Annotated in this window: 28 protein-coding genes; 16 read left to right on the forward strand and 12 right to left on the reverse strand. The window is 45.8% G+C overall.

Going from position 1 to position 24,704, the window contains the following annotated elements; translation table 11 throughout:
• Window positions 1-10 precede the first annotated feature (10 nt).
• Genes fliD through fliT form a run of 3 tightly spaced genes read left to right on the forward strand, consistent with a single transcriptional unit; the run spans window position 11 to window position 2,287 of the window.
• Complete coding sequence (gene fliD / locus PCO85_12915) at window positions 11-1,483, forward strand: flagellar filament capping protein FliD (GenBank protein WJV52155.1); 1,473 nt, start codon at window positions 11-13, stop codon at window positions 1,481-1,483.
• Between the two features lie 27 nt (window positions 1,484-1,510).
• Window positions 1,511-1,921, forward strand: a complete 411-nt coding sequence (fliS, locus tag PCO85_12920; GenBank protein ID WJV52156.1) for a flagellar export chaperone FliS — start codon at window positions 1,511-1,513, stop codon at window positions 1,919-1,921.
• Window positions 1,922-2,287 (forward strand): flagella biosynthesis regulatory protein FliT, encoded by a 366-nt coding sequence (gene fliT / locus PCO85_12925; protein WJV52157.1) that lies wholly within the window; start codon window positions 1,922-1,924, stop codon window positions 2,285-2,287.
• 159 nt (window positions 2,288-2,446) lie between these two features.
• Here fliT and fliE read toward each other — a convergent pair whose 3' ends face one another.
• Window positions 2,447-2,761 carry a flagellar hook-basal body complex protein FliE gene (gene fliE, locus PCO85_12930; protein WJV52158.1) on the reverse strand — a complete coding sequence of 105 codons (315 nt, stop codon included), beginning with the start codon at window positions 2,759-2,761 and terminating at the stop codon, window positions 2,447-2,449.
• Window positions 2,762-3,100: 339 nt separating this feature from the next.
• On the opposite strand from fliE, the gene fliF reads away from it, so the two are divergent.
• The 13 genes from fliF (at window position 3,101) to fliR (ending at window position 14,001) form a co-directional block, all read left to right on the forward strand.
• Window positions 3,101-4,831 carry a flagellar basal-body MS-ring/collar protein FliF gene (gene fliF / locus PCO85_12935; protein ID WJV52159.1) on the forward strand — a complete coding sequence of 577 codons (1,731 nt, stop codon included), beginning with the start codon at window positions 3,101-3,103 and terminating at the stop codon, window positions 4,829-4,831.
• Window positions 4,828-5,820: a flagellar motor switch protein FliG gene (gene fliG, locus PCO85_12940; GenBank protein ID WJV52160.1), complete on the forward strand. Its 993-nt coding sequence runs from the start codon at window positions 4,828-4,830 to the stop codon at window positions 5,818-5,820. Before fliF ends, fliG begins: the two co-directional genes overlap by 4 nt.
• Complete coding sequence (fliH, locus tag PCO85_12945; protein ID WJV52161.1) at window positions 5,813-6,520, forward strand: flagellar assembly protein FliH; 708 nt, start codon at window positions 5,813-5,815, stop codon at window positions 6,518-6,520. The genes fliG and fliH overlap by 8 nt, the downstream gene beginning before the upstream one ends.
• Window positions 6,520-7,902: a flagellar protein export ATPase FliI gene (gene fliI / locus PCO85_12950; GenBank protein ID WJV52162.1), complete on the forward strand. Its 1,383-nt coding sequence runs from the start codon at window positions 6,520-6,522 to the stop codon at window positions 7,900-7,902. Before fliH ends, fliI begins: the two co-directional genes overlap by 1 nt.
• Window positions 7,899-8,345, forward strand: coding sequence for a flagellar export protein FliJ (gene fliJ / locus PCO85_12955; GenBank protein ID WJV52163.1), 447 nt, complete (start codon window positions 7,899-7,901; stop codon window positions 8,343-8,345). Before fliI ends, fliJ begins: the two co-directional genes overlap by 4 nt.
• Window positions 8,342-9,631, forward strand: coding sequence for a flagellar hook-length control protein FliK (locus PCO85_12960; GenBank protein WJV52164.1), 1,290 nt, complete (start codon window positions 8,342-8,344; stop codon window positions 9,629-9,631). Before fliJ ends, PCO85_12960 begins: the two co-directional genes overlap by 4 nt.
• 149 nt (window positions 9,632-9,780) lie before the next feature.
• Window positions 9,781-10,266, forward strand: a complete 486-nt coding sequence (fliL, locus tag PCO85_12965; GenBank protein WJV52165.1) for a flagellar basal body-associated protein FliL — start codon at window positions 9,781-9,783, stop codon at window positions 10,264-10,266.
• Between the two features lie 5 nt (window positions 10,267-10,271).
• The gene (gene fliM / locus PCO85_12970; protein ID WJV52166.1) at window positions 10,272-11,294 is read left to right on the forward strand and encodes a flagellar motor switch protein FliM; all 1,023 of its coding nucleotides are present in this window, start codon (window positions 10,272-10,274) and stop codon (window positions 11,292-11,294) included.
• Window positions 11,287-11,703, forward strand: a complete 417-nt coding sequence (fliN, locus tag PCO85_12975) for a flagellar motor switch protein FliN (GenBank protein ID WJV52167.1) — start codon at window positions 11,287-11,289, stop codon at window positions 11,701-11,703. The genes fliM and fliN overlap by 8 nt, the downstream gene beginning before the upstream one ends.
• A complete protein-coding gene (gene fliO, locus PCO85_12980) occupies window positions 11,703-12,119 on the forward strand; it encodes a flagellar biosynthetic protein FliO (GenBank protein WJV52168.1) in 417 nt (138 codons plus the stop codon). Before fliN ends, fliO begins: the two co-directional genes overlap by 1 nt.
• Window positions 12,116-12,898 carry a flagellar type III secretion system pore protein FliP gene (gene fliP, locus PCO85_12985; GenBank protein ID WJV52169.1) on the forward strand — a complete coding sequence of 261 codons (783 nt, stop codon included), beginning with the start codon at window positions 12,116-12,118 and terminating at the stop codon, window positions 12,896-12,898. The genes fliO and fliP overlap by 4 nt, the downstream gene beginning before the upstream one ends.
• A 48-nt stretch (window positions 12,899-12,946) precedes the next feature.
• Window positions 12,947-13,216, forward strand: a complete 270-nt coding sequence (gene fliQ, locus PCO85_12990; GenBank protein ID WJV52170.1) for a flagellar biosynthesis protein FliQ — start codon at window positions 12,947-12,949, stop codon at window positions 13,214-13,216.
• Window positions 13,217-13,218: 2 nt separating this feature from the next.
• Window positions 13,219-14,001, forward strand: a complete 783-nt coding sequence (gene fliR, locus PCO85_12995) for a flagellar biosynthetic protein FliR (GenBank protein WJV52171.1) — start codon at window positions 13,219-13,221, stop codon at window positions 13,999-14,001.
• A gap of 232 nt (window positions 14,002-14,233) precedes the next feature.
• Here fliR and flgL read toward each other — a convergent pair whose 3' ends face one another.
• The 11 genes from flgL to flgB all read right to left on the reverse strand — a co-directional run bounded on the left by flgL (window position 14,234) and on the right by flgB (window position 24,595).
• Window positions 14,234-15,196, reverse strand: coding sequence for a flagellar hook-associated protein FlgL (gene flgL, locus PCO85_13000; protein ID WJV52172.1), 963 nt, complete (start codon window positions 15,194-15,196; stop codon window positions 14,234-14,236).
• A 32-nt stretch (window positions 15,197-15,228) separates the two neighbouring features.
• On the reverse strand, window positions 15,229-17,148 hold the full coding sequence (gene flgK / locus PCO85_13005; GenBank protein ID WJV52173.1) for a flagellar hook-associated protein FlgK: 1,920 nt from the start codon (window positions 17,146-17,148) through the stop codon (window positions 15,229-15,231).
• A 118-nt stretch (window positions 17,149-17,266) separates the two neighbouring features.
• Window positions 17,267-18,226 carry a flagellar assembly peptidoglycan hydrolase FlgJ gene (gene flgJ / locus PCO85_13010; protein ID WJV52174.1) on the reverse strand — a complete coding sequence of 320 codons (960 nt, stop codon included), beginning with the start codon at window positions 18,224-18,226 and terminating at the stop codon, window positions 17,267-17,269.
• Window positions 18,226-19,335, reverse strand: a complete 1,110-nt coding sequence (locus PCO85_13015; GenBank protein ID WJV52175.1) for a flagellar basal body P-ring protein FlgI — start codon at window positions 19,333-19,335, stop codon at window positions 18,226-18,228. Before PCO85_13015 ends, flgJ begins: the two co-directional genes overlap by 1 nt.
• A 16-nt stretch (window positions 19,336-19,351) precedes the next feature.
• Window positions 19,352-20,068 carry a flagellar basal body L-ring protein FlgH gene (locus PCO85_13020; protein WJV56079.1) on the reverse strand — a complete coding sequence of 239 codons (717 nt, stop codon included), beginning with the start codon at window positions 20,066-20,068 and terminating at the stop codon, window positions 19,352-19,354.
• Window positions 20,069-20,197: 129 nt separating this feature from the next.
• Entirely contained in the window at window positions 20,198-20,980 is a 783-nt protein-coding gene (flgG, locus tag PCO85_13025) for a flagellar basal-body rod protein FlgG (GenBank protein ID WJV52176.1), read from the reverse strand.
• Between the two features lie 27 nt (window positions 20,981-21,007).
• Window positions 21,008-21,766 (reverse strand): flagellar basal body rod protein FlgF, encoded by a 759-nt coding sequence (locus PCO85_13030; GenBank protein WJV52177.1) that lies wholly within the window; start codon window positions 21,764-21,766, stop codon window positions 21,008-21,010.
• 21 nt (window positions 21,767-21,787) lie between these two features.
• Entirely contained in the window at window positions 21,788-22,996 is a 1,209-nt protein-coding gene (gene flgE / locus PCO85_13035; protein WJV52178.1) for a flagellar hook protein FlgE, read from the reverse strand.
• Between the two features lie 63 nt (window positions 22,997-23,059).
• Complete coding sequence (flgD, locus tag PCO85_13040) at window positions 23,060-23,734, reverse strand: flagellar hook assembly protein FlgD (GenBank protein WJV52179.1); 675 nt, start codon at window positions 23,732-23,734, stop codon at window positions 23,060-23,062.
• A 12-nt stretch (window positions 23,735-23,746) separates the two neighbouring features.
• Window positions 23,747-24,151, reverse strand: a complete 405-nt coding sequence (flgC, locus tag PCO85_13045; protein ID WJV52180.1) for a flagellar basal body rod protein FlgC — start codon at window positions 24,149-24,151, stop codon at window positions 23,747-23,749.
• Between the two features lie 30 nt (window positions 24,152-24,181).
• Complete coding sequence (flgB, locus tag PCO85_13050) at window positions 24,182-24,595, reverse strand: flagellar basal body rod protein FlgB (GenBank protein ID WJV52181.1); 414 nt, start codon at window positions 24,593-24,595, stop codon at window positions 24,182-24,184.
• Window positions 24,596-24,704 lie beyond the last annotated feature (109 nt).

Raw genomic sequence — 24,704 nt, forward strand, 5'->3', positions numbered from 1 at the left:
ATCAATACTCATGGCAAGTACAGGTGCGAGTGCGGGCATAAATAACTTAAATATTTCAGGACTAGATTTAAATAGTCTGCTTAGCAACATAACAACTCAGGAGCAAGGTCGCCTTACTCCTTTAACCAATAAGCAAACAGCTTATAACAGCCAAATCACGTCCTTTGGCATTTTAAAAACGTCGCTGGACAAACTGAATACTGCCACTGAATCGCTGGCGAAAATAAACGATATCGCTACAACTTCCGTCAGTAGCTCCAATACCGCGTTCACTGCGACGACCACCGCCAACGCGGCAGCGGGCAACTATGCCGTGGCTGTAACCCAGATCGCACAGGCGCAATCACTGATATCCACCTCAGTAGCCAGCGAGACTGACAAGCTAGGTACGCCGACCACTGACAGAACACTAACGATTGCCCAACCGGGGCTAAATAAAACAACAACGATTTCGTTATCCGACTCACAGACGTCTCTGACCGAGATTCGTGACGCCATCAATAAATCGGATTCTGGCGTAACTGCAAGTATAGTGAAAGCCAACGATAATAGTTTTCAACTGATGTTAACAGCTAAGGACACTGGACTAAAATCTGAAATCACCGTCCAATCTAATGACACTTCTTTAGATAGTCTGCTTCATTATGAAACCACTACGCCAGCTAATAATAAATCCACTCAGCTCACTGCAGCTCAAAACGCTACATTTACATTAAATGGCATATCAATAGAACGCCAGAGCAATACGATCAACGATGCCATTGATGGCGTCACCTTTAATCTGAAAAAACAATCAGATCTTGATACCACCACCACACCTTCTACATATAAAACTGAAAATCTGACGATTTCTAAAGACACATCCCAGTTACAGACGGCTATTCAAGCATGGGTCGATGCTTACAACTCGCTGCAAACCACTATTCAGTCACAAACCAAATACGTTGCTGTTAATCCAGGTGATACTACTCAGAGTACAGGTAATGGGGCATTATTAGGCAACAGTACCGTTCAGGGTATCCAACGTCAATTACAAAGCCAGTTGACTTCGATACAAAGCCAAAGTGGCACACTCAAAATCCTTAATGATTTAGGGATTAAACAGATCGCTACTGGTACCGATCAAGGGAAATTGGAAGTTGATACAACGAAATTACAAAAAGCACTTAATGAACAACCTGATAATGTAAAAGCATTCTTTCTGGGTGATGGAAAAACAACAGGCTTTGCTACACAGAGTAGCAAGTATCTAACAGAAGTGTTAAATACTAACAACGGGCTTATTCAAACTTCTACAGATGGCATCAACACCTCGTTAAAAACGCTGAGTAAGCAGATCGAAAATACGACAAACAGTATTAATGATAATATTGCGCGCTATAAGGCTCAATTCGTTCAGCTCAATACGTTGGTATCACAGTTAAACGGAACCAGTAGTTCTCTGACTTCCTTGCTGAGTTCTTCGAGTTCCAGTAGCAAGTAGTTTGAGCAGTTGATAAGAGAGAAATTTATGTATAACAGAAATGGTAGTCAAGTCTATGAGAGAGTAGGCTTAGAAAGTAGTGTAATGAGCGCAAGCCCCCATCAACTGATCGTACTGTTGTTTGACGGCGCGCACAGCGCACTTGTCCGTGCTCGAATCCTGATGCAGAAAGGTGATATTCAGGGCAAAGGTAATGCTTTATCAAAAGCTATTAACATTATTATTAATGGTTTAAAAGCAGGGCTGGATACAGAAGGTAATGATGAACTGGTAGATAACCTTTCTGAGCTCTATGACTACATGTCCCGTAGATTATTACACGCTAACCAACACAACGATGAACAGGCAATAATTGAAGTCGAAATCTTACTGGAAAATATTGCTGATGCATGGCGCAGAATTGGTCCAAATTATCAACCTGAGCAGGAAGTGCGTTAAATGGACAATCTCCATCAGTTTCTCAACAATTACCGGCAGCTTTTATCTCTCAGCAAAGAGATTTTAGCTTTAGCTATTAATGGCCACTGGGATGAACTAGTTAAACAGGAAATTATTTATATCCAATCAGTGGAAACACTAACAAAGGCGCCGCTGCCTGCAAATATTGATAGCGTTACGCAGTTGCATTTCCGGGAAATTTTGCAGGAAATTGTAGATAACGAAGCCACCGTTAAGCATTTGCTCCAGAAACGGATGGATGAGTTGGGTGAACTGATGGGTAAATCACTAAATCAAAAAAATATTAATGATGCATATGGTAAATTTTCTCAACATCGAACACTACCTGGCGATCCACAATCATGAGCATGACAATTATAAATTCATATCACATCATTATTGATAAACCATGGGCCAGCAATCAAAAGCTGGCTTTCTACTGAATTTCATGCTCAAACAAACATAAACTGGAATAAAAAATAATATAGAACAGTAAGTTATGTCGTAATGATGTTTACATCACACTCACACGGTCATATTCATCACATCCTGGTAAGCAGAAACCAGTTTATTTCTAACTTGAATACCCATTTGAAGTGAAACAGATGCCTTCTGTAAATCCACCATGACATCGTTCAGTGCAACCCCAGGGACACCCATAGTGAAATTTTTGGCCTCAACCTGGGCACTCTGTTGAGTGTCACTGATTTTATCAATGGCTGATTTTAATTCGCTGGCAAACCCTGGTCCCATAGCAGGTCTGGTGACCGGATTATCTGCTGCCTGTGTTATGGCAACCTGCATTTGTTGTAATACACCATCAATGCCTTGAACTGACATACTGCCCTCACTTGCTATCGGGTAAATCGGTTTAACCGCGGATTCACACTAACCTACTCATAAATAATGAAATAAAAAGAACTGGATGCCTTGTATATCCACGGTGATTCACTATTTTTTATTTCACGGCTGCCACCCTACCATATGCATGATGTATTAAATCGGTTAATTAGCGTTAAAAATGCTGGCTTATCGGCCCATCGAATTTTGCATTACGTAAAATAATGACATGCCGACAAGTGTAGGCAATGAATCGTTTATGATTGCGCAATCACGGAGTTCTGTTTTGTCACGTAACAACGTTAGCTATATTGTCCAACAATTAGGCAGAAATAGAGTATGAATGCCTCAACATCAGGAACAGCTGCCGGTGGAAATGGCTTTGGCGAAATACTCAACCGCTTGCGTGCCAATCCCAGAATACCTCTATTAATAGCAGCGGCAGCAACCATTGCCATCGTTATAGCTTTATCTTTATGGGCCAAGGGGCCAAATTACCAGGTACTCTACAGTAATTTAGATGACCGTGACGGTGGTGCTATCGTCACGGAATTAGGTAAAATGAATATCCCCTACCACTTTTCTGAAGGTGGTGGGGCCATTCTGATTCCTACAGACAAAGTTTATGAAACTCGCTTACGTCTCGCGCAACTAGGGTTGCCGAAAGGTGGAGCAGTCGGCTTTGAATTGCTTGATCAAGAGAAATTTGGCATCAGCCAGTTCAGTGAACAGATTAATTACCAACGAGCACTGGAAGGCGAACTGGCGCGTACCATGGAAACGTTGGGACCGGTTCAAAGTGCACGAGTCCATCTCGCTATTCCAAAGCCTTCTCTTTTTGTTCGTGAGCAAAAGTCGCCTTCCGCTTCAGTTACATTGACATTACAGCCGGGGCGCGCACTCGATGATGGTCAGATCAATGCCATTGTTTACCTGATTTCCAGTAGCGTAGCAGGATTACCAGCAGATAAAGTGACGGTTGTTGACCAGTCGGGTCATTTACTAACTCAATCCGACGGTGCTGGCCGCGGTTTGGATTCCACGCAACTAAAATATGCAAGCGAAGTAGAAAGCCGTTATCAACGCCGGATTGAATCGATCCTTGCACCTGTTGTTGGTTCCGGAAATGTTCACGCCCAGGTCACGGCCCAGATTGATTTTTCAAGTCGCGAACAAACCGACGAGCAGTATCAGCCAAACCAGGCACCGAACCAATCAGCCGTACGTTCTGAACAAACAAGTCAGAGCGAACAGCGTGGCGGCCCAAATGTAGGGGGCGTTCCTGGTGCATTATCTAATACACCGGCACCCGCACCTACAGCACCGATTTCAACACCACCGGCCAACAATGCCAACAATGCCAACAATGCCAACAATAATACGAATAGAGCTAACACTGGTACTAGTACGGCGCAAACAGCAGGAACCTCGTCTGCAAACCAGACGTTCAACAGTCGTCATGATCAAACCATTAACTATGAAGTTGACCGCACTATCCTTCACACTAAACATAGCACCGGCGATGTTCAGCGCTTATCTGTAGCCGTTGTCGTAAACTATCTCCCTACTGGGACTGATGGTAAGCCAACCGCATTAACTGCAGAACAAATTAAGCAAATTGAATCATTAACTCGTGAAGCAATGGGGTTCTCTAGCAAACGTGGCGATACTCTCAATGTAGTCAATACACCGTTCTCAGAAGTTGATCAAAGTGGCGGTGAACTCCCCTTCTGGAAGACACCTGCATTCTTCAACCTGTTAATAGAAGGTGGACGCTGGCTGCTGGTACTGATTGTTGCTTTGCTTATGTACCGAAAACTGGTACGCCCGCATCTACAACGAAAAGCACAACAGCAAGAAGCCGCTCAGGCAGCCGCTGGATTACGTAATAGTAGCGGTGGGAATGATGATGTCACTGTCAGTATCAGCACAGATGAAGAGGAACAACAGAGGAAATCCCAGCAACGCGTTCATGCCGAACTACAAAGTCAACGAATACGTGAACTGGCCGAAAACGATCCTCGTGTCGTCGCACTGGTAATCCGTCAATGGATGGGGAACGAACTATGAGTATGACCGGTACAGAAAAAAGCGCCATTTTATTGATGACCATCGGAGAAGATCGCGCAGCGGATGTATTCACTCATCTCTCCACACGTGAAGTCCAACATCTCAGTACGGCGATGGCCAGTATGCGACAAGTTTCACAACAACAATTGCTGGAAGTGCTGAAAGAATTTGAAAGTGACGCCGAGCAATATGCGGCACTGAGTATAAATGCTGGTGATTACTTGCGCTCTGTCTTGGTCAAAGCGTTAGGTGAAGAGCGGGCATCCAGCCTGCTGGAAGATATTCTGGAAAGCAAAGAAACATCTTCCGGCATGGAAACGCTTAACTTTATGGAACCACAAAGTGCTGCCGACCTTATCAAGGACGAGCATCCACAAATTATTGCCACCATATTGGTTCACCTAAAACGCGCCCAGGCAGCGGATATTCTTGCTTTATTTGATGAGCGGCTGCGCAACGATGTCATGCTGCGTATCGCCACTTTCGGCGGAGTGCAACCATCAGCATTGGCTGAATTAACCGAAGTTCTTAATGGCCTGTTGGATGGACAGAACCTGAAACGCAGTAAGATGGGTGGCATTCGTACTGCTGCTGAAATCATCAACCTGATGAAAACGCAGCACGAAGAAACTGTTATGGATGCCGTGCGCGAATTTGATGGTGAACTGGCGCAAAAAATTATCGACGAAATGTTCTTGTTCGAAAATCTGGTGGAAGTGGACGACCGCAGTATCCAGCGTTTGCTACAGGAAGTGGAGTCCGAATCTCTGCTGATTGCTTTGAAAGGTGCCGAGCAGGGCCTGCGCGAAAAATTCCTGCGCAACATGTCCCAACGTGCCGCAGAGATTTTGCGCGACGATTTGGCCACCCGTGGTCCAGTACGCATGTCTCAGGTAGAAAACGAACAGAAAGCAATCCTGCTTATTGTTCGTCGTCTGGCAGATAGCGGGGAAATGATCATTGGTGGTGGCGATGACGCTTATGTCTGATTCATCTAATAACCTGCCCTGGCAACTCTGGAAACCAGACGACCTTGCGTCCTCTGGAGCCCAAGCACCGGTGCAAGAGTCTGATTTCATTGAGCCGCCACAAATTTCTACTGACATTATCAATCAGCAGAATGATGACAGCTTGCAAGCGCTACGTGTGCAGGTGCAACAGCAAGCGCACGATACCGGATATTCGGAAGGTCACCAACAAGGATATGACGCAGGCTATCAAGAAGGATTGAAGACGGGTCTGCAACAAGCTCAACAAGATGCGGTACAACAGCAGCAACCGATGATTACCCAAATGCAGCAGATGGTAACTGAATTCCAGCAATCTCTTGATGCGCTTGACAGCGTCATTGCATCTCGATTGATGCAATTGGCGCTCACCGCTGCGAAGCAGGTTATCGGTCAGACAGCGATTTGTGATGGAAACGCATTACTAAGCCAGATTCAACACCTCATTCAACAAGAACCGCTGTTCACTGGTAAACCACAATTACGGGTGCACCCTTCAGATATAGAACGGGTTGAGCAACATCTCGGCCCAACGCTCAGCCTTCATGGATGGGGATTATTAGCCGATAATCAGCTCCATCCTGGTGGTTGTAAAGTCAGTGCGGAAGAAGGTGACCTTGATGCCAGTATAGCTACTCGCTGGCACGAACTCTGCCGCCTGGCAGCACCGGGAGATCTATAATGACTGCCCGTCTCTCTCGCTGGCTTTCCACGTTGGATTCGTTTGAGAAGCGGATTGCCAATACGCCTTCGGTGCGTCGTTATGGCCGACTGACTCGGGCAACAGGTTTGGTACTCGAAGTTACCGGTTTACATATGCCTTTGGGGGCAACCTGTCTGATTGAGCGCCAGAACGGGAATCAGGTCGAGGAAGTGGAGAGTGAAGTTGTCGGTTTTAACGGACAAAAACTATTTCTCATGCCATTGGAAGAAGTAGAAGGCATTATACCGGGTGCCCGTGTTTACGAACGAATAGGCCCAGAGGGGAAAACCCAGGGAAAACAATTACCATTAGGCCCTGAGTTACTAGGACGTGTTCTTGATGGTAGCGCAAAACCACTGGATGGATTACCGGCACCAGATACAGGTTATCGCGCAGCATTAATTACGCCACCCGTTAATCCTTTGCAACGGACCCCCATTGAAGATGTACTTGATGTCGGCGTTCGGGCAATCAATGCTCTGCTTACCGTAGGTCGTGGGCAGCGTATGGGATTATTCGCCGGTTCCGGTGTCGGTAAAAGTGTATTGCTGGGAATGATGGCACGTTACACTCAGGCGGATATCATTGTTGTGGGATTGATCGGTGAGCGTGGGCGCGAAGTAAAGGATTTCATTGAGAACATTCTAGGCCCAGAGGGTCGCGCACGTTCTGTCGTTATCGCTGCACCGGCAGACGTTTCACCGTTGCTGCGCATGCAAGGTGCTGCTTATGCGACACGCATAGCTGAAGATTTTCGCGACCGTGGTCAGCATGTATTATTGATCATGGATTCATTGACCCGGTACGCTATGGCACAACGCGAAATTGCGTTAGCGATTGGGGAGCCTCCGGCAACCAAAGGATATCCCCCTTCTGTTTTCGCTAAATTGCCTGCATTAGTTGAGCGCGCAGGCAACGGTATTCATGGCGGTGGTTCTATAACTGCTTTTTATACCGTTTTAACTGAAGGTGACGACCAACAGGATCCTATTGCAGACTCAGCTCGCGCAATTCTGGATGGGCATATAGTACTTTCACGGCAGTTGGCTGAAGCGGGGCACTATCCAGCAATTGATATAGAGGCATCCATTAGTCGTGCCATGACGTCTCTGATCGACGAGGAGCATTATGGCTCGGTTCGTCAATTCAAACAGCTATTATCAAGCTATCAACGTAACCGCGACCTGGTAAGCGTTGGGGCGTACGCTGCAGGCAGTGATCTGACACTTGACCGCGCTATCCGTTTATATCCGCAAATGGAAGCTTTTCTACAGCAAGGGATGTTTGAACGAAGTAATTATGCAGACTCTTATCAGGCATTAAATACCATTTTTCCTCGTAATGAACAGGAGGAAAGATGAAAAATCCGTCATCTCTTGCCATGTTACGCGAATTAGCGGAAAAAGAAGTTGAAAAGGCAACCAGTCAACTGGGGCAAGTACAACAAGCGTATCAGCAGGCTGAACAACAGCTAAATATGCTGTTAAACTACCAAGACGACTATCGACAGAAGCTTAATGATTCGATGACAGACGGTATGGCGAATACCAGTTGGCGAAACTATCAACAATTTATCCTGACCCTGGATAAAGCGATTGAACAACATCGACAACAACTATTACAGTGGACTTCTCGTCTGGATCTGGTGATGAAGACCTGGCAAGAAAAACAGCAGCGTCTGAACGCTTTTGAAACCTTGCGAGATCGTGAACAAAGTAAACAGCTTGCCCGGGAAAATCGGTTAGAACAAAAGCAAATGGATGAATTTGCTCAACGAGCCTCAATGAGGAAAATAGAACCATGAATCTGCCCGCATTATCTACTACGACCAATATCAGCAATACAGGCAGTGTTTCGCCGGGTGATACCCTCTCCGCTCTTTTAGGGAAGGATAATTTACCTAAAGATTTTATTCAGCTTTTGAGTAAGAATTTAGCGACTGGCAACAGTAGTAAAGAAGCCGTTGTTACTGATAGTGAAAAAAACGATCTTCTGAATACACTTCAGCAAAACGGCATCATGGTCAATGACAACGATCTCAATGATCTTCTTAGTGCATTTTCAAATGGCTCCATTTCTCTGGAAGATTTAAATTCTGTAACCGACCTTTTATCCAAAGTGAAAAAGACTGAAGAGAAGAAGGACAATAAATCTGACGATAATGCGCTGGCCATGCAGGCGCTTTTTGCAATGTTGCCTACTCAAAATACCCAAACATCTATCACGAAAACTGCTGTCAACAAAACTGGCAGTGTGAACGTTTTACCCAAGTCAGTTAATGATAAACGAAATGGCAATCCAGCGTTGTTTACCGATACCGTGAAATCCGATGATAAAAAGAGCAAGGATGATGCATCAGACAGCGCATTATCTTTCATGAGTTTAGACACTAAGGTTTCACTGAAAGATAGTCGCTTACAGAACCAGCATCCATCTCAGACACCAGAGGACCAAATAAAAGTTGACGCCACACTAGTGAGAACAGCAAAAGATAGCGTGGAACAAACCTTGGCACTCTCAGCTAACACCAATAACACGTCTAATGCTGCATCCCTCCAAAACATGACATCCACACTCACAAATGTGTCAGTACCTTCACTTCCTGCTGCACAGCATGTCACCGGACAGATCAATGTACCGGTAGGAACCCAGCAGTGGAATGACACATTGAGTCAACAAGTGATCATGTTCATGCGTGGCGGTCAGCAAACCGCTGAATTACGCTTGCACCCTGAAGAGCTAGGGTCACTCCAGATCAGTCTTAAGCTGGATGATAGCCAAGCACAGATCCATCTGATATCGGGTAACAGCCAGGTTCGTTCAGCACTGGAAGCCGCATTGCCACATCTGCGTAATGCTATGGCAGAAAGTGGAATCAACCTTGGACAAAGCAGTGTAGGCAGCGACGCAGCAGGTTGGCAACAAGCCCAGCAACAGACAGCGAACAACAATAATAGCAATTCTGGTAATTCATCATCCTATAAACAGCAGTTTAGTGAAACGACCAGTAAAACAGTAGACCCACTGCCCATTCCGACACGGTTGCAATCTATGGTTTCTTCAGTAAACGGGGTTGATATTTTTGCCTGATATTGAGGATGAACGCATAAGTTAACGCGGTTTTCTTGGCCTATTCACGCTATTGATCGCCTGAATAGACGGGATAATCATTAATATTACGCATTAATTTAACTGTGATGTATTCACGGCTAAGTATCGATAAGTAACAGGACCTATCATTGGCTACGAATGGTAAAAAAGCCCAGTCGGGACGTAAACGTTCCATCTGGCTGATATTGTTGATTATAATTGCACTTGCTGCGACGGCTGCCGCAGGGGCAAGTTGGTGGTTTTTACATCAGAAAAATGCTGAGGCTACAGTACAAGCACCCCCACCACCGCCAAAGCCGGTCTTTATGCCTTTGGATACATTTACTGTTAATCTGACGAGTCCCGATAACAACTTGGATCGCGTGTTATACATCGGCTTCACATTACGTCTCCCGGATGAAGCTACCCGCGCCAAGCTAATTAGTTATCTACCGGAAGTGCGCAGTAGATTGTTATTGTTACTCTCACGTCAGGATGCGACTGTTTTGTCTAAAGAACAAGGTAAGCAAAAACTGATTGAAGATATTAAACAGGTGCTGAGTCCACCGCTGGTCCCCGGCCAGCCAAACCAGGTGGTAACTGATGTCTTGTTCACTGCCTTTATCTTGCGGTAATCATTATGGGCGACAGCATTCTTTCACAAGCAGAAATTGATGCACTGTTAAACGGCGATAGTGGTGACAGCAATGACGATACCACTACGCCAGCAAAAAACGACGCCGGTGTCGGCGACGTTAAACCTTATGATCCTAACACGCAACGTCGCGTTATTCGCGAGCGTTTACAGGCACTGGAAATTATTAACGAGCGTTTTGCTCGCCAGTTTCGTATGGGGTTGTTCAATTTATTACGCCGTAGTCCTGACATCACCGTAGGTGCAATTAAAATCCAGCCTTATCATGATTTTGCGCGTAATCTCCCGGTACCTACGAACCTAAACTTGATACATCTGAAGCCCTTGCGCGGTACGGCATTATTCGTTTTCTCACCAAGCCTGGTGTTCATTGCTGTCGACAACCTTTTTGGTGGCGACGGACGTTTCCCCACCAAAGTTGAAGGCCGTGAATTTACACATACGGAACAACGAGTAGTAAGACGGATGTTGAAGTTGGCACTGGAGGCTTATGGTGAAGCCTGGAACGCCATTTACAAACTTGATGTTGAGTACGTCCGCTCTGAAATGCAGGTTAAGTTTACCAATATCACAACATCACCTAATGATATTGTGGTCACAACACCATTCCATGTGGAAATCGGTACGCTGACAGGCGAGTTCAGCATCTGTATTCCGTTCTCGATGATTGAGCCCCTACGTGAGTTGCTGGCGAACCCTCCTCTTGAGAACTCCAGGCAGGAAGACCAAAACTGGCGTGAAACCCTGGCTAAACAAGTCCAGCATTCTGAATTGGAATTGGTAGCAAATTTTACAGATATTCCCTTACGCTTATCTAAAGTTTTAAAACTTAAGCCTGGCGATGTCCTATCCATAGATAAACCCGACCGCCTGATTGCTCATGTTGACGGTGTCCCTGTTCTAACCTGCCAATACGGTACCTTAAACGGGCAGTATGCTTTGCGTGTTGAACATTTGATTAACCCTATTTTGAATTCTCTGAATAACGAGGAACAGCCCGATGAATGACACCAAGAAACCGTCTGAAGAAAAGGATTCTGTAGACGATCTGTGGGCTGATGCATTTAACGAGCAACAGTCAGTAGAAAAAGAAAAAAGTGCCAGCACTGACGGAATTTTTAAAACGCTTGATGCGCAGGATAATCTGGGTGGAATGCAGGATATTGATCTTATCTTGGATATTCCCGTCAAGCTAACGGTCGAATTAGGTCGTACTAAAATGACAATCAAAGAACTACTACGGTTATCTCAAGGTTCTGTGGTCGCTCTTGATGGTTTGGCCGGCGAACCGTTGGATATTATGATCAACGGCTATCTCATTGCCCAAGGTGAAGTCGTTGTGGTTTCGGACAAGTATGGTGTACGTATCACTGATATCATAACGCCTTCTGAGCGTATGCGCAGACTGAGCCGCTAATGCCAACTCAGCAACAGTCTACGCTGACGACTCAGCAATCAACAATCGCTGTGGCTGAGTCTCCATTGACCGGCAGCACTCTGCTGACACAAGTCAGTAGTGTGCTGGGTGGTGTATTACTTTTAATCCTGTTTATTGCCTGGTTGGTTCGCAAACTGGGTTTAGCTCCCCAGTCCAGGCATAACCATATGATGAAAGTGGTTTCGAGTTGTCCGGTTGGTCAGCGTGAACGTATAGTCATTGTTGAAATTGAGAATACATGGCTTGTGTTAGGTGTGACGGCACAACAAATCACCAAGCTGCATACAATGCCCGCACAACCTGTTGCCAATAGTTCATCGACAGTCCAAATCAAGTCAGTTGACTTTCGCCAACTCTTACAAAAAATCACTAAACGTCCGGAAAAATCGGAATGAACATCGCCTCACGGTTGTTAACCTCCTTTTCCCATATACAGTTCCGTTTTTTATGCTATCCATTAGCCTTCGTTTTTCTTTTTATTACGCCGACTGTTTGGGCACAGTTACCGAGTATTGTCAGTCAACCGCTGGCTAACGGCGGGCAAAGCTGGTCTTTACCGATACAAACGCTGGTATTCCTCACTTCGCTGACTTTTATACCATCAGTATTGCTACTGATGACCAGTTTCACCCGTATCATTATCGTATTAAGCTTACTGAGAAATGCACTCGGCACACCAACAGCGCCACCTAATCAGGTACTTCTCGGACTGAGTCTTTTTCTGACGTTTTTCATCATGTCACCGGTATTAAACCGCATCTATCAAGATGCCTATCTCCCCTTTAGTGAGAATAAAATCAGTATGGAGGTAGCTATCGATAAAGGAGCTAAACCTTTACGCGAGTTTATGCTGAGACAAACAAGAGAAACTGATTTGGCACTGTTCACCCGATTAGCAGAAATTCCTTCACTGGAAGGCCCTGAAGCGGTACCTATGCGGGTTTTGGTTCCAGCTTATGTCACCAGTGAGTTAAAAACAGCATTCCAAATCGGATTTACGATATTCATTCCTTTTCTGATAATTGACTTGGTTGTCGCCAGCGTGTTAATGGCACTCGGGATGATGATGGTTCCTCCAGCCACTATATCTCTTCCTTTTAAGCTGATGCTTTTTGTTTTAGTAGATGGCTGGCAATTATTGCTGGGTTCGCTAGCACAAAGTTTTTACAGTTAGCACATAATGCTTATATCAAACATCCAAAGCTTCATAGAGGAATAATACATGACACCCGAATCCATCATGGCGATGGGATATGAAGCGATGAAGATAGCCCTGGCGCTGGCTGCACCACCTCTCCTTGCCGCATTATTCAGTGGCTTGATTATCAGTTTACTTCAGGCCGCAACTCAGATTAATGAGATGACACTTTCTTTTATCCCTAAAGTGCTCACGGTATTTCTTACTCTCGTCATTGCTGGCCCTTGGATGTTGAATCTCATGCTCGACTATATGCGCACTTTATTTAGCCAACTACCTCATATTATCGGATAGGTATGCTCACGTTTAACAGTGCTGACATAATGAGCTGGCTTAACCAGTTCTTTTGGCCACTGGTGAGGATCCTCGCTCTCCTCAGCACAGCACCTATATTTAACGAACGATCCGTAAGCCGACGTGTAAAAGTCGGTTTAGCACTGTTTATTACTATTCTTGTTGCCCCTTATCTACCGCCAAACAATACGCCCATTCTTTCTGCAGCTGGAGTATGGCTACTCATGCAGCAAATATTGATTGGTGCTGCTTTAGGCTTATCCATGCAGTTAGCATTTGCTGCCATCAGACTTTCTGGTGAAATAATTGGTCTACAGATGGGGTTATCGTTTGCCACATTTTTCGATCCTTCCGGCGGACCGAATATGCCGGTTATCTCCCGTCTCATGAATTTATTGGCTATTTTGTTGTTTCTCACTTTTAATGGGCACTTGTGGTTAATTTCCTTATTGGCTGACAGCTTCCATACTCTTCCGATCAGCGCCACTCCAGTTAATAGCAATGCATTTCTAGCATTAGCAAAAGCCGGAGGGTTAATATTCTCACATGGTTTAATGTTAGCATTACCACTTATTACTCTGCTATTAACCATTAATATGACTTTAGGCTTTTTAAGCCGAATGGCACCACAGCTAACCATCTTCGTAATAGGTTTTCCCATTACGTTACTCTCTGGCATTATCACCGTTGGTTTTTTAATATTGCTAATTTCCCCTTATGCGGAAAAGCTTTTCGGGGAAGTGTTCGACTTACTTGCTGAGATATTAAGTAAAATGCCAACGTGAATGATAGTAGGGTTTCTGATGATCTGATGATTAATTAAAGACTGAATGTAGATAAAATATAAAAGAATGGCGAGGAAATGAAGCTGAGGGCAGATCTCATTATGTTGAACACAAAAAATGGCATGTCATCTTCTTTATATTAAAGATGACATGCCTAAAGAATACGCCCGGTTTAAGCGTATCCGAAGCATGTGCCACCAGCAAATTCTAGTGGCTTAGTTGGGTTAGCCTATTATTTATTAATCTGGAACAGTGACAATCCCTGCATATTTGTGAACGCTTTATAGGCTGCTTGCAGTGATTGCTGCTGCATCAGATATGTTGATGTGACTGATATAATATCAGCATCAACCAAAGCACTGAGTTCATTTTTATTATTCATATCACGATCTGCGCCAAGGCTATCAAGCGAATCAATTTCTTTTAACTGTACACCCAATTCAGAATTAACCGCAGAGACGTTATTCAGCGAGTTACGTAATCCTCGGTTTGCTTTGGCAAGATCCGCATCAATTAGCGCTTTATCTGCATCACTGGCATTATTATATGGTTTTTTTAATGCAGCAATAGCGATATCCAGGGTCTGGAATAAATCGGATTGAACAGTGACGCCATCCGGCTCTTTTACAGCATCTCCAGTTACACCACTGAATACCTGGTTACCTGTATGGCTCACATTCATCGAACGGCTGGCATCAACCTGCTGAGAAATAGGCTGCGTTCCCCCAGCATAACTCACCGTACCTGATGCATCGGTGACAAAAGGCTTGGAATCCGTCTTATAGCCGCCAAAAATATAGTTACCATTGCCATCTGTCGTATTGGCCAGATTAAGAAGTTGATCTTTCAACGCTTGAAGCGTCAGAGCCACAGAGTTACGGTCATCATCGCTTTTTACACCACCACCGCTGATAACCTCGCTACTTGCACTGGTAATCGCCGTATTTACGCTGTCCAGGATAGAAGACTCAAGCTGCATATTCTGTTTAGCAAACGTACGCGCCAATGTGTATTGCTGATTTTGAGACTGAGCCTGACGAACCATAACAGCCTGAGAGGCAGCAACGGGATCATCTGAAGGATTGATAACACGCTTGTTTGTTGCAAGTTGATTACCGGTTTTTTGCCAGGCAGACAATCCATCAGTAATGCCTTGCATATTTTGCTGGTAAATCATGCTGGTGCTCAGACGCATGGTATATATTCCCCTTTCCAGGCGGTGATTAATTAACTACGAATACCAATCAAGGTGCTAAAAATCGTGGCTGCGGTCTGGATAATCTGTGCATTAGCCTGGTAGTACTGCTGAAATCGCATCAATTCACCATACTCTTCATCCAGATTAACACCTGAAACAGATTGCTGTTCAGCGGTCAATTGTTTCACTACATTCTGCTGAGACGTATTATTAATCTTGGTTGTGTTGGTTTTATTACCGATATCACCGACCAAACTGGCATATGCACCGCTGACCGTAGACTTGTCCTCGATAATCTTTTTCGTTTGTAAATCCAAAAGTGCCTTGGCATTATTGTTATCACCTACACCACCGTCAGACGATGTAATAGGCACCCCTGCGGCTGCAATAGCATTAGAATCGGTAATCTTAACCGACATATTCGCCACAACATCAGTAACACTTTTTACAGTAAATGAATCTTTGACAGCAGGGGTACCCGTAATATCAAGCTTCATGCCATCAAACACCAAACTGGCTGGTGTTGAACCACTCGCCGCCGTGTAGTTAGCGGAAGATGAAAGATCGGCGTTATCTGACAATCGTGTAATCTTCCAGTCCTGCGGGTTTGGCCCCATAAATTTCACTGAATAATCACTGGCCTTGATGTAGTTATCATCATTTCTGGCAAGTGAAGCACCAGCAGTACCAGTGGATGTTTGTGTAATGTCAGAAACCCCCGGAGATACTGAAAATTTGTATGCATCACCAGTAGCAGGTGTCCCTGCCACATCAAGCTCGAAACCATCGAACTTCAGTGCAGTCGTACCCGACGGAAAGGTTGCAGCAACTGAGCTATCGGAGCGTGTGATATTCCAATTGGAACCGTCAAATTGAAGTGAATATTTATCACTGGCATAAGAAGACGTTATTTCTGTTGTGGATGTATTCTTATCATTTTTCAACACATTCGAACCACCAACAGCAAAAAAATCGCCCCCCGGCGCACCATTCATATCATACCCAGCTTTATGCTGAGCATTAAAAGCATCGGCAAATGCCAGTGCCATCTGTCCTAGTTGATTGCGTGCGCTATCGAGAGTTTCAGTACGAAAAGTCAACAATCCTGACAACGATCCGCCGGTTAGCGTTTTTTCATTAATTTCAGAAACACCAGCAATTCTATCGTTATATCCTACCGTTGTACGACCAGGATCACTGCTGGAACTCATCGCTACTAAATTATTGCTGCGCGTTCCTTGTACTAAATTAAACCCATTTTTTAATGATACGTTATAAACGGAACCATCCTGTACAGTAACATCAACACCAACAAGCTTATTTAGGTCGCTAACTAATTTATCTCGCTGATCGAGCAGGGCATTCGGTTCATCTCCGCCATTTGCACCTTTGAGACGCATAATTTGATTATTAAGATCAGCAATCTGACTGGAATAAGTATTGACCTGCTGAACGGTACTGCTAATTTGACTATTTATTCCGTTGTCCATATCACGCAGATAGTTGTCCGTTACTTTAAACTGGTTTACCAACCCTTGAGCTTTACCCAATACCGTTTGACGAACGGAGGAGTCACCAGAATTACTGGTCAGGTTCTGGAGATTTTGGAAAAAATCTTGCAATGTCGAGGACAGGCTGGTTGTGCTATCAGCCAGCAGGTTATCGATTTTGGAAATCTGATCGTAATACGTTGAAGTAGTACTACTCTGCATTTCTGCGGAACGGAGCTGTGCTGCAATAAAATCGTTATACTCACGATTAATGCTTATTACATTCGCACCATTACCGATATAACCTGCCGAAGTATCGGTACCAACGGCTTGTGCAAAAAGTGCATTCTGACGATTATAACCCGTTACCGCCTGATTACTGATGTTATTACTGACTGTACTAAGTGCCGCCTGTGCAGCACTTAACCCACTCATCGCGGTATTAATTAAATTAGACATGCGGAGTTCCTTTTACACATTCGCGGAGCAGTGCATCATTAAATAGGTGTTAGTAGTGCACAAACCACCCTAGTACTTGCTGTGTTATCGGCTGGCAAAACTAAAACTTGAAGATAATTTAAAATATCCCGCTCAGATCATGCGTATAAGCTTTGACAGCTTTTTCACCGGTACTTTTCATCTGTTGAATCATATTCACCAGTTTTTTCGCATAACCAGGATCGGTAGCATAACCTGCTTGCTGTAACGCCATTGCCCCCTGTTCAGCGGTCGTAGCATTAACGACATCGGCATAACGCGGATTCTGCGTTAGTAATTTCACATAATCGCTGATTGCTTCCAGATACGAGCTATAAACGCGGAATTTTGCCTTAACTTTTTTAGCCACACCTTGTTCATATTCAGTCGTGGTGATTTCTGTTACAGGACCGTCCCAATTGCTACCTGCCTTGATACCGAAGATATTATGGCTGGACTGTCCGTCAGCCGTCGGTATTTCGTGTTTTCCCCAACCTGACTCCAAAGCAGCCTGGGCCACAATTAAGTGATGCGGGATACCGCTTTGCTCGCTGACAAGCTGTGCAGGTGCGGAGAGACGGGAGATAAAATTGGTGCTGCTTAGCGGTAATTGTGCACTGTTATCTGCAAATTTTGGCACGGCTTTACGTATCATCTGCTCCACAGTAGATAACGGCATATTGCTCACCAGATCACTACCAAACTCGAATGGAACTGGATTAGCGCCCATGCCAGTACTCGTGCCAGCAATCCCTTGTCCAGACATCTGCTTAACCATGAGATCGGCCAGCCCCAGACCTTTACCACTTGATACCTGCTGAGAAATTTGTTGGTCATATATTGATGTCAACATACGCGTCTGATCATTATCGAACAGCCCATCCTGCGGTAATGCCGCACGCATACTCTTCATCATCATCTGTACAAAAACGCCTTCCATTTGCCTGGCAACCGCCCGGATCCCTTCTTTACTGTGCGGGTTATCTGAAACCTCCCGCTTCAGTGAATTCAGTGATTGCGCGTCATAGGCGGCATTGCCTAATGTCTGAATATCGTTCATTAGATGATTTCCAGTTTAGCCCGTAAACACCCTGCACTTTCCATCGCCTGGAGGATAGACATCAAATCCATGGATGTGGCCCCAAGAGAATTTAGTGCTCTGATGACACTGTTCAGATTGGCACTGGAATTCACTCGCTGTAGCGCTCCACCTTCTTGACGCAGAGAGATATTCGTCTGTGGTGTCACCACCGTTTGTCCACCTGCCAGCGGCGTATTTGGCTGACTGACGTTCGATTGCTGGTTAATCGTCACAGACAGATTGCCTTGTGCAACAGCACAGTTTTCCAATTGAACATTACGATTCATCACCACAGATCCAGTACGCGAGTTGATAATAACCTTAGCATCCAGCGTACCTACATTAACCTCGATATTTTCCATATCAGCCAGGAATCTAACCTGGGAGCTGTTCCCTTGAGGCACGACCACACGGATCGTTCTGGCATCCAGCGGGGTGGCAATGCCGCCAAGACCACGACGATTAATGGCATCACTAATACTCTGTGCCATCGTGAAATCATCCTGATTCAATTGCAACGTGATGACATTGCTGGCGCCAAACGTACTGGGCAACTCACGCTCTATGGTCGCACCGTTACTGATACGTCCACCTGCCAATTGGTTGACCTGGACACTGCTACCACCCGCTGCTGCACCCGCACCGCCAATCAGCACATTTCCTTGAGCAATTGCATATGTTTGATTATCCACCCCTTTCAGTGGGGTCATCAAAAGCGTACCACCACGCAGGCTTTTAGCATTCCCTAACGAGGAAACCACAACATCAATGGCCTGCCCAGAACGGGCAAATGGAGGCAGTTTTGCGGTAACCATCACGGCCGCAACGTTTTTTAACTGCATATTCGTGCCTGTAGGCAAAGTGATTCCCAGTTGGGAAAGCATGTTGCTCAGACTCTGGGTCGTAAAAGGAGTTTGTGTGGTCTGGTCACCGGAGCCGTCCAGACCCACCACCAAACCATACCCAATAAGGGCATTGTCGCGCACACCCTGGATACTGACCAGGTCACGAATTCGCTCAGCTGAGGCAGGAGTAGCGACTATCGCCGACAGAGCAAACAGCACGGTAAAAAATGAAATAATCCGCATCGTGCGCCTCATAATCTTAGAACGGAGATACATTAAGGAAGAACCGCTGCAGCCATCCCATATTTTGCGCCTCATTGATATAGCCGTTTCCGACATATTCGATACGCGCATCTGCAACCTGGGTAGAAGCAACGGTGTTGCTACCGCTGATGGTTCTTGGGTTAACCACACCGGCAAAACGAATAAATTCCGTTCCCTGGTTAATAGCAATCTGTTTTTCGCCGACAACATGGATATTGCCGTTAGCCAATACTCGATCGACAGTAACAGTAATGGTGCCGCTAAAGGTGTTATTGGCACTGGCACCACCTTTACCCGCAAAATCATTTTTTCCACTGCCATCAAATGCAGCACGACTATTCCCCAGCGGCCCTTCAAGCAATCGTGGTGTCACTGTCATACCAAAGGATGATGACCCACCACGGCTGGCATTTGCCGAGGAGTTTTTACTGGCACTGACATTTTCCTGCAGCACAATAGTTAACGTATCGCCGACATTTCGTGGACGCCGGTCTTCAAACATAGGTTGGTAGCCATAGTTCATCGCCTGGCCGGACTGAAAGATGGCACCGTTAGGTACCGCCATTGTCGGCAACGAAGGTTCTGCGGTTGTCGGCCCCTTTACAACCCTATCGTGTGGAATATAGGCGCAACCGCTGAGTGTTAACGTTACGATTAATATCGGCAGACGAGACCGGCGTAACTGTTGAAACACAACCGACTTTGCATTCATCATCACTACGGATATCGCCTTACATGTAAAATATATCAACATCTTGATAATCAAAGTGGTGAACCCGATAAGCTTGTTGCCAGCCAGAATGGCGGGTTCACTACCTCCAGCTACATCGCTAATGACCAGTTACAGCTGAGTTAACTTCTGTAGCATCTGGTCGGTTGTTGAAATTGCCTTGCTATTGATTTCGTAAGCACGCTGGGTCTGAATCATAGAAACCAGCTCTTCAGCTACGTTAACGTTCGATGTCTCAACATATTTCTGATAGATCAGACCGGCACCATTCAATCCTGGAGTACTCTGTGTCGGTGCGCCTGAACTGCCCGTTTCCGCATACAGATTTTCACCAAGACTTTCTAAACCACTGTCATTAATAAACGTGGCCAAGGTCAACTGCCCCACCTGCGTGGTTGCTGTTTGTCCCTGTTGTGTCACCGAAACCACACCATCACGCCCAATCGTTAAGTTGGTTGCATTCGCCGGTATAGTAATAGCGGGCTGAACCGTAAAACCGCTGGACGTTACCAGTTGCCCGTTAGAATCCAGTTGAAAAGAGCCATCACGGGTATAAGAAGTTGTGCCATCTGGCATCAACACCTGGAAAAAACCCTGCCCCTTGATAGCCAAATCTTTAACGTTACCCGTTTCAGAAAAACTGCCTTGCGTATGAATACGCTCGGTAGCAACCGGCCGAACCCCTGTACCCAGCTGCAATCCTGACGGTAAAACGGTTTGCTCAGAAGACTGTGCCCCTGGCTGCCGGATAGTTTGATACATCAAATCTTCAAACACCGCACGCTGACGCTTAAAACCGTTAGTACTAACGTTTGCCAGGTTGTTGGATATAACATCCATATTGGTTTGCTGAGCATTCAGGCCGGTTTTAGCAATCCACAAAGAACGAATCATCGAATCACTCCTAATGCGCGATGGCGCTTAACTCATTGCCAATATTTGATTAGCACGTTGTGAATTTTCATCAACACTACTAATCACTTTCATCTGCATCTCAAAGCGTCGTGAGTTAGAAATCATGTCAACCATCGTCTCAACTGCATTGACGTTACTTCCTTCCAACACGCCTGCCATCACACGCATAGTGTCATCATTCTGCAGTACAATGCCTCGCTGCTGCTGCACAGCAGGTGATACACGAAATAATCCATCATCACCACGAACAACTTCGCTACCCGTCGCCTTTACCAACTTTAGATGTCCAATCTGTGCGATAGTATTCGGTGCATCGCTTGGATTCAGCGCGGTAATCGTACCATCAGGACCGATGGTGATCTGCGACTGGGGGGGGACCTCAATGGGCCCACCACCATCCCCAATAACCAAATGTCCTTGAATGGTCAACTGCCCATTCGCGTCGATTTCCATATTACCGTTACGGGTATATGCCTCACTGCCATCCGCAGCCTGAACAGCCAACCAGCCATCCTGAGATAGTGCAACATCCATTGCACGGCCGGTATAATCCATCGCTCCCGGAGTAGTATCTGCACCAGGTGTGGATGCAACAACCAACGTACGCGTTGGATTGGTCACCCCTTGTACTGGCACTGCTCGCAGGGCTGACAACTGAGCACGAAAGCCCGGTGTCGATACGTTTGCCATGTTGTTGGCCGTGATCGCTTGCTGCTCCAACGTCTGGCTCGCTGCACCCATGGCTGTGTAAATAGCGTGATCCATGCAATATCCCCGTTACGATGATTAACGCAAGCTAACCAGTGTTTGCAGAATCGAATCTTGCGTTTTAATAGTTTGCGCGTTGGATTGGTAGTTACGCTGAGCGACGATCATATTGACCAGCTCTTTACTGAGATCGACGTTAGAGCTCTCGGTAGCTTTACCTACCAACTTACCAACGTTGCCCGTCCCGGCCAGATTAATCACCGCCTGTCCGGAATTATCAGTGGCAGACCATACGTTATCACCCTGAGGAGACAAGCCTTCTGGGTTAGCAAAACTTGCCAATGCAATTTGCCCCAGCGTCTGGGTTTTCTGGTTGGAGTAAGATCCAAGGATAGTGCCATCATCACTGATGCTGTATCCCGTCAGGTCACCTGGTGCATACCCATCCTGTGTCGGCGTTTTTGTACTGTTGGAACCACTGTTCTGCTGCACACTACCGGCGAAAGACATTGTAAAGGTGCTTGCTGCAGAACCATTCAATGTATCCAGATTAATATTCCAGGTAGCGGGGGTGGTACTGGTCAACGCACCACTGGAGCTAAAAGTCAGCGTAGCCGGTGCCTGGAAAGCGGCCCCAGCAATACTGGTGTCCTGTGCGTAGACATCCCATATGTTTGCAGTACTGCTTTTCACAAAATATAAAGCGAAATCATGCGCATTTCCCAGACTATCATAGGTTGTAATGGAACCTTTGTAGTTGGATGTATTAGTTGGGTCAGCAGGATTCCAGGTATTGGCACTATCAGATGAGTTCAGATTGGCAAGCATTGAAGCCGTGGTGGTCGCTTTCGCCGCCATGGTATTTTCTGGAATACTCAATGCTACCGGATTAGCGCCTTGCTGAACTGTCGGAGGCGTACCCGTTGCCGGATATCCGGTTAACTTCATACCCTGCATGTTAATAATATTGCGATTGCCATCAAGGGTAAATTGACCATTACGGCTATAATAGACGCTACCATTGGTATCCTGCATACGAAAGAAACCATTACCATTAATGGCAATATCTAAATCACGTGAACTGCTGGTAATGGTGCCGTTGCTAAAATCCTGCATTACCGAAGCAACTTTGGTACCCATACCGACTTTCGAACCCGCGAACATGTCAGCAAAAGAAACCGTACCCGATTTAAAACCTACGGTTGCGGAGTTTGCAATGTTATTACCAATTACATCCAGATTATTAGATGCAGCGTTTAACCCACTGACCGCCTGAGAAAAGCCCATATTGCTCTCCAGATAAATTAAATGACTGTCCCACTAGAAGGCGTGGCACACTTTCAGTTACTGCTATAGGATCTGGCGTACATCATTCAGCGTAGACTGACCACGCAGCCCCAAATCCAGCACCGCACCATCCGTTGTATTAACCACGCCATTAACCAGGCCATATTGCAGCGGTTGTACCACTTGTTGCACGCCACCACTGGTAGCAGATACCGCCATTGTATAGGAACCGTCTGCGGCAGTAGTCCCATCATCGTTCTTACCATCCCAGGAATAGGAATGAACGCCGGCAGTCAGTTGCCCCAATTCCATACTGCGTACTACCTTTCCACTACCATCAGTAATGGTAACGGTCACATTTTCTGCCGCACTTCCCAATTCCACCCCAAATGGCGTAGAAGTACCTTGACCAACCAGAATACTTTTCCCAGGGATCATCACACCATGACCAATCAACGTTGTAGCCTGTACTGACTGATTACTGTTAATTTGTCCTGAAATAGACCCCAGCGTGGTATTCAGCTTTTCAATCCCGCTGACGGTATTAAGCTGTGCCAACTGACTGACCAACTGGTTATTATCCATTGGATTAGTTGGGTCCTGATTTTTCAACTGAGCAACTAATAACGTCAGGAAACTGTTCTGTAGATCAGCACTGCTGCTTCCGCCAATAGAAGACGCTGAAGTCGCACTTTGAACATTACCTGTGGAAGTGGTATCCGTTACGCTAGTAACCATGAGTCCTCCAGATTACTGACCAATCGTTAATGTCTTCAGCATCATGGACTTCGTGGTATTCAATACTTCCACGTTAGCCTGATAGCTACGAGACGCAGAAATGGTGTTAACCATTTCACTGACGGGATCCACGTTTGGCATACGAACGTATCCCTTATCATCTGCCAAAGGGTTACCCGGTTGGAAGATGAGTTTCTCAGGCGAGGGATCGTCAACAATATTGGCGACGCGCACACCTCCCGTTGACTGCCCCGGTGCCGCATCAACTTCAAACACAACCTGCTTGGCACGATAGGGTTGACCATCAGGTCCAGTAACACTGTCAGCGTTTGCCAGGTTACTGGCACTAACGTTCATACGCTGGGACTGAGCTGACAGCGCAGAACCTGATATATTAAATATGTTCAGTAGAGACATGAAACCTACCTTGTAACAATGCTGTTATCATTAACTTGGCTGCAATACCGACATCATGCCTTTTATCTGCCCACTGATCAGAGTCAGGCTAGCTTGATATTTAAGACTGTTATCAGCAAAATTAGTACGCTCACGGTCCATATCCACGGTATTGCCGTCTAACGCAGGTTGATCCGGGACACGATAGAGCAAGTCGAGTTCTGGTGGCTGCACGCTTTGCGCCGGGATATGCCGTACAGACGTCAAGCTCAGCGCGATACTTGTGCCACTTGCCCGCCCTTGCTCAAGCACTTTATTGAGCTGACTGGCAAAATCAATATCACGAGCCTGATAACCTGGCGTATCTGCGTTCGCAATATTGGCAGCCAGAATTTCCTGCCGTTGGGCTCGGAGATTCAACGCCTCTTGCTGAAACTGTAGATACGTGCCCAATTTATCGAGCATGCTCCCTCCGCAAGTTAGAATTTGGAGGAGATAGGATAGTTCTTATCGTGACAAGGTCATCGGAAGAATAGACATAAAATGCAGCGCTATTTATTGCTTTAACCTTGTA

Origin of the sequence: Prodigiosinella aquatilis (assembly GCA_030388725.1) — a bacterium.
Taxonomy (GTDB): Bacteria; Pseudomonadota; Gammaproteobacteria; order Enterobacterales; family Enterobacteriaceae; genus Prodigiosinella; species Prodigiosinella aquatilis.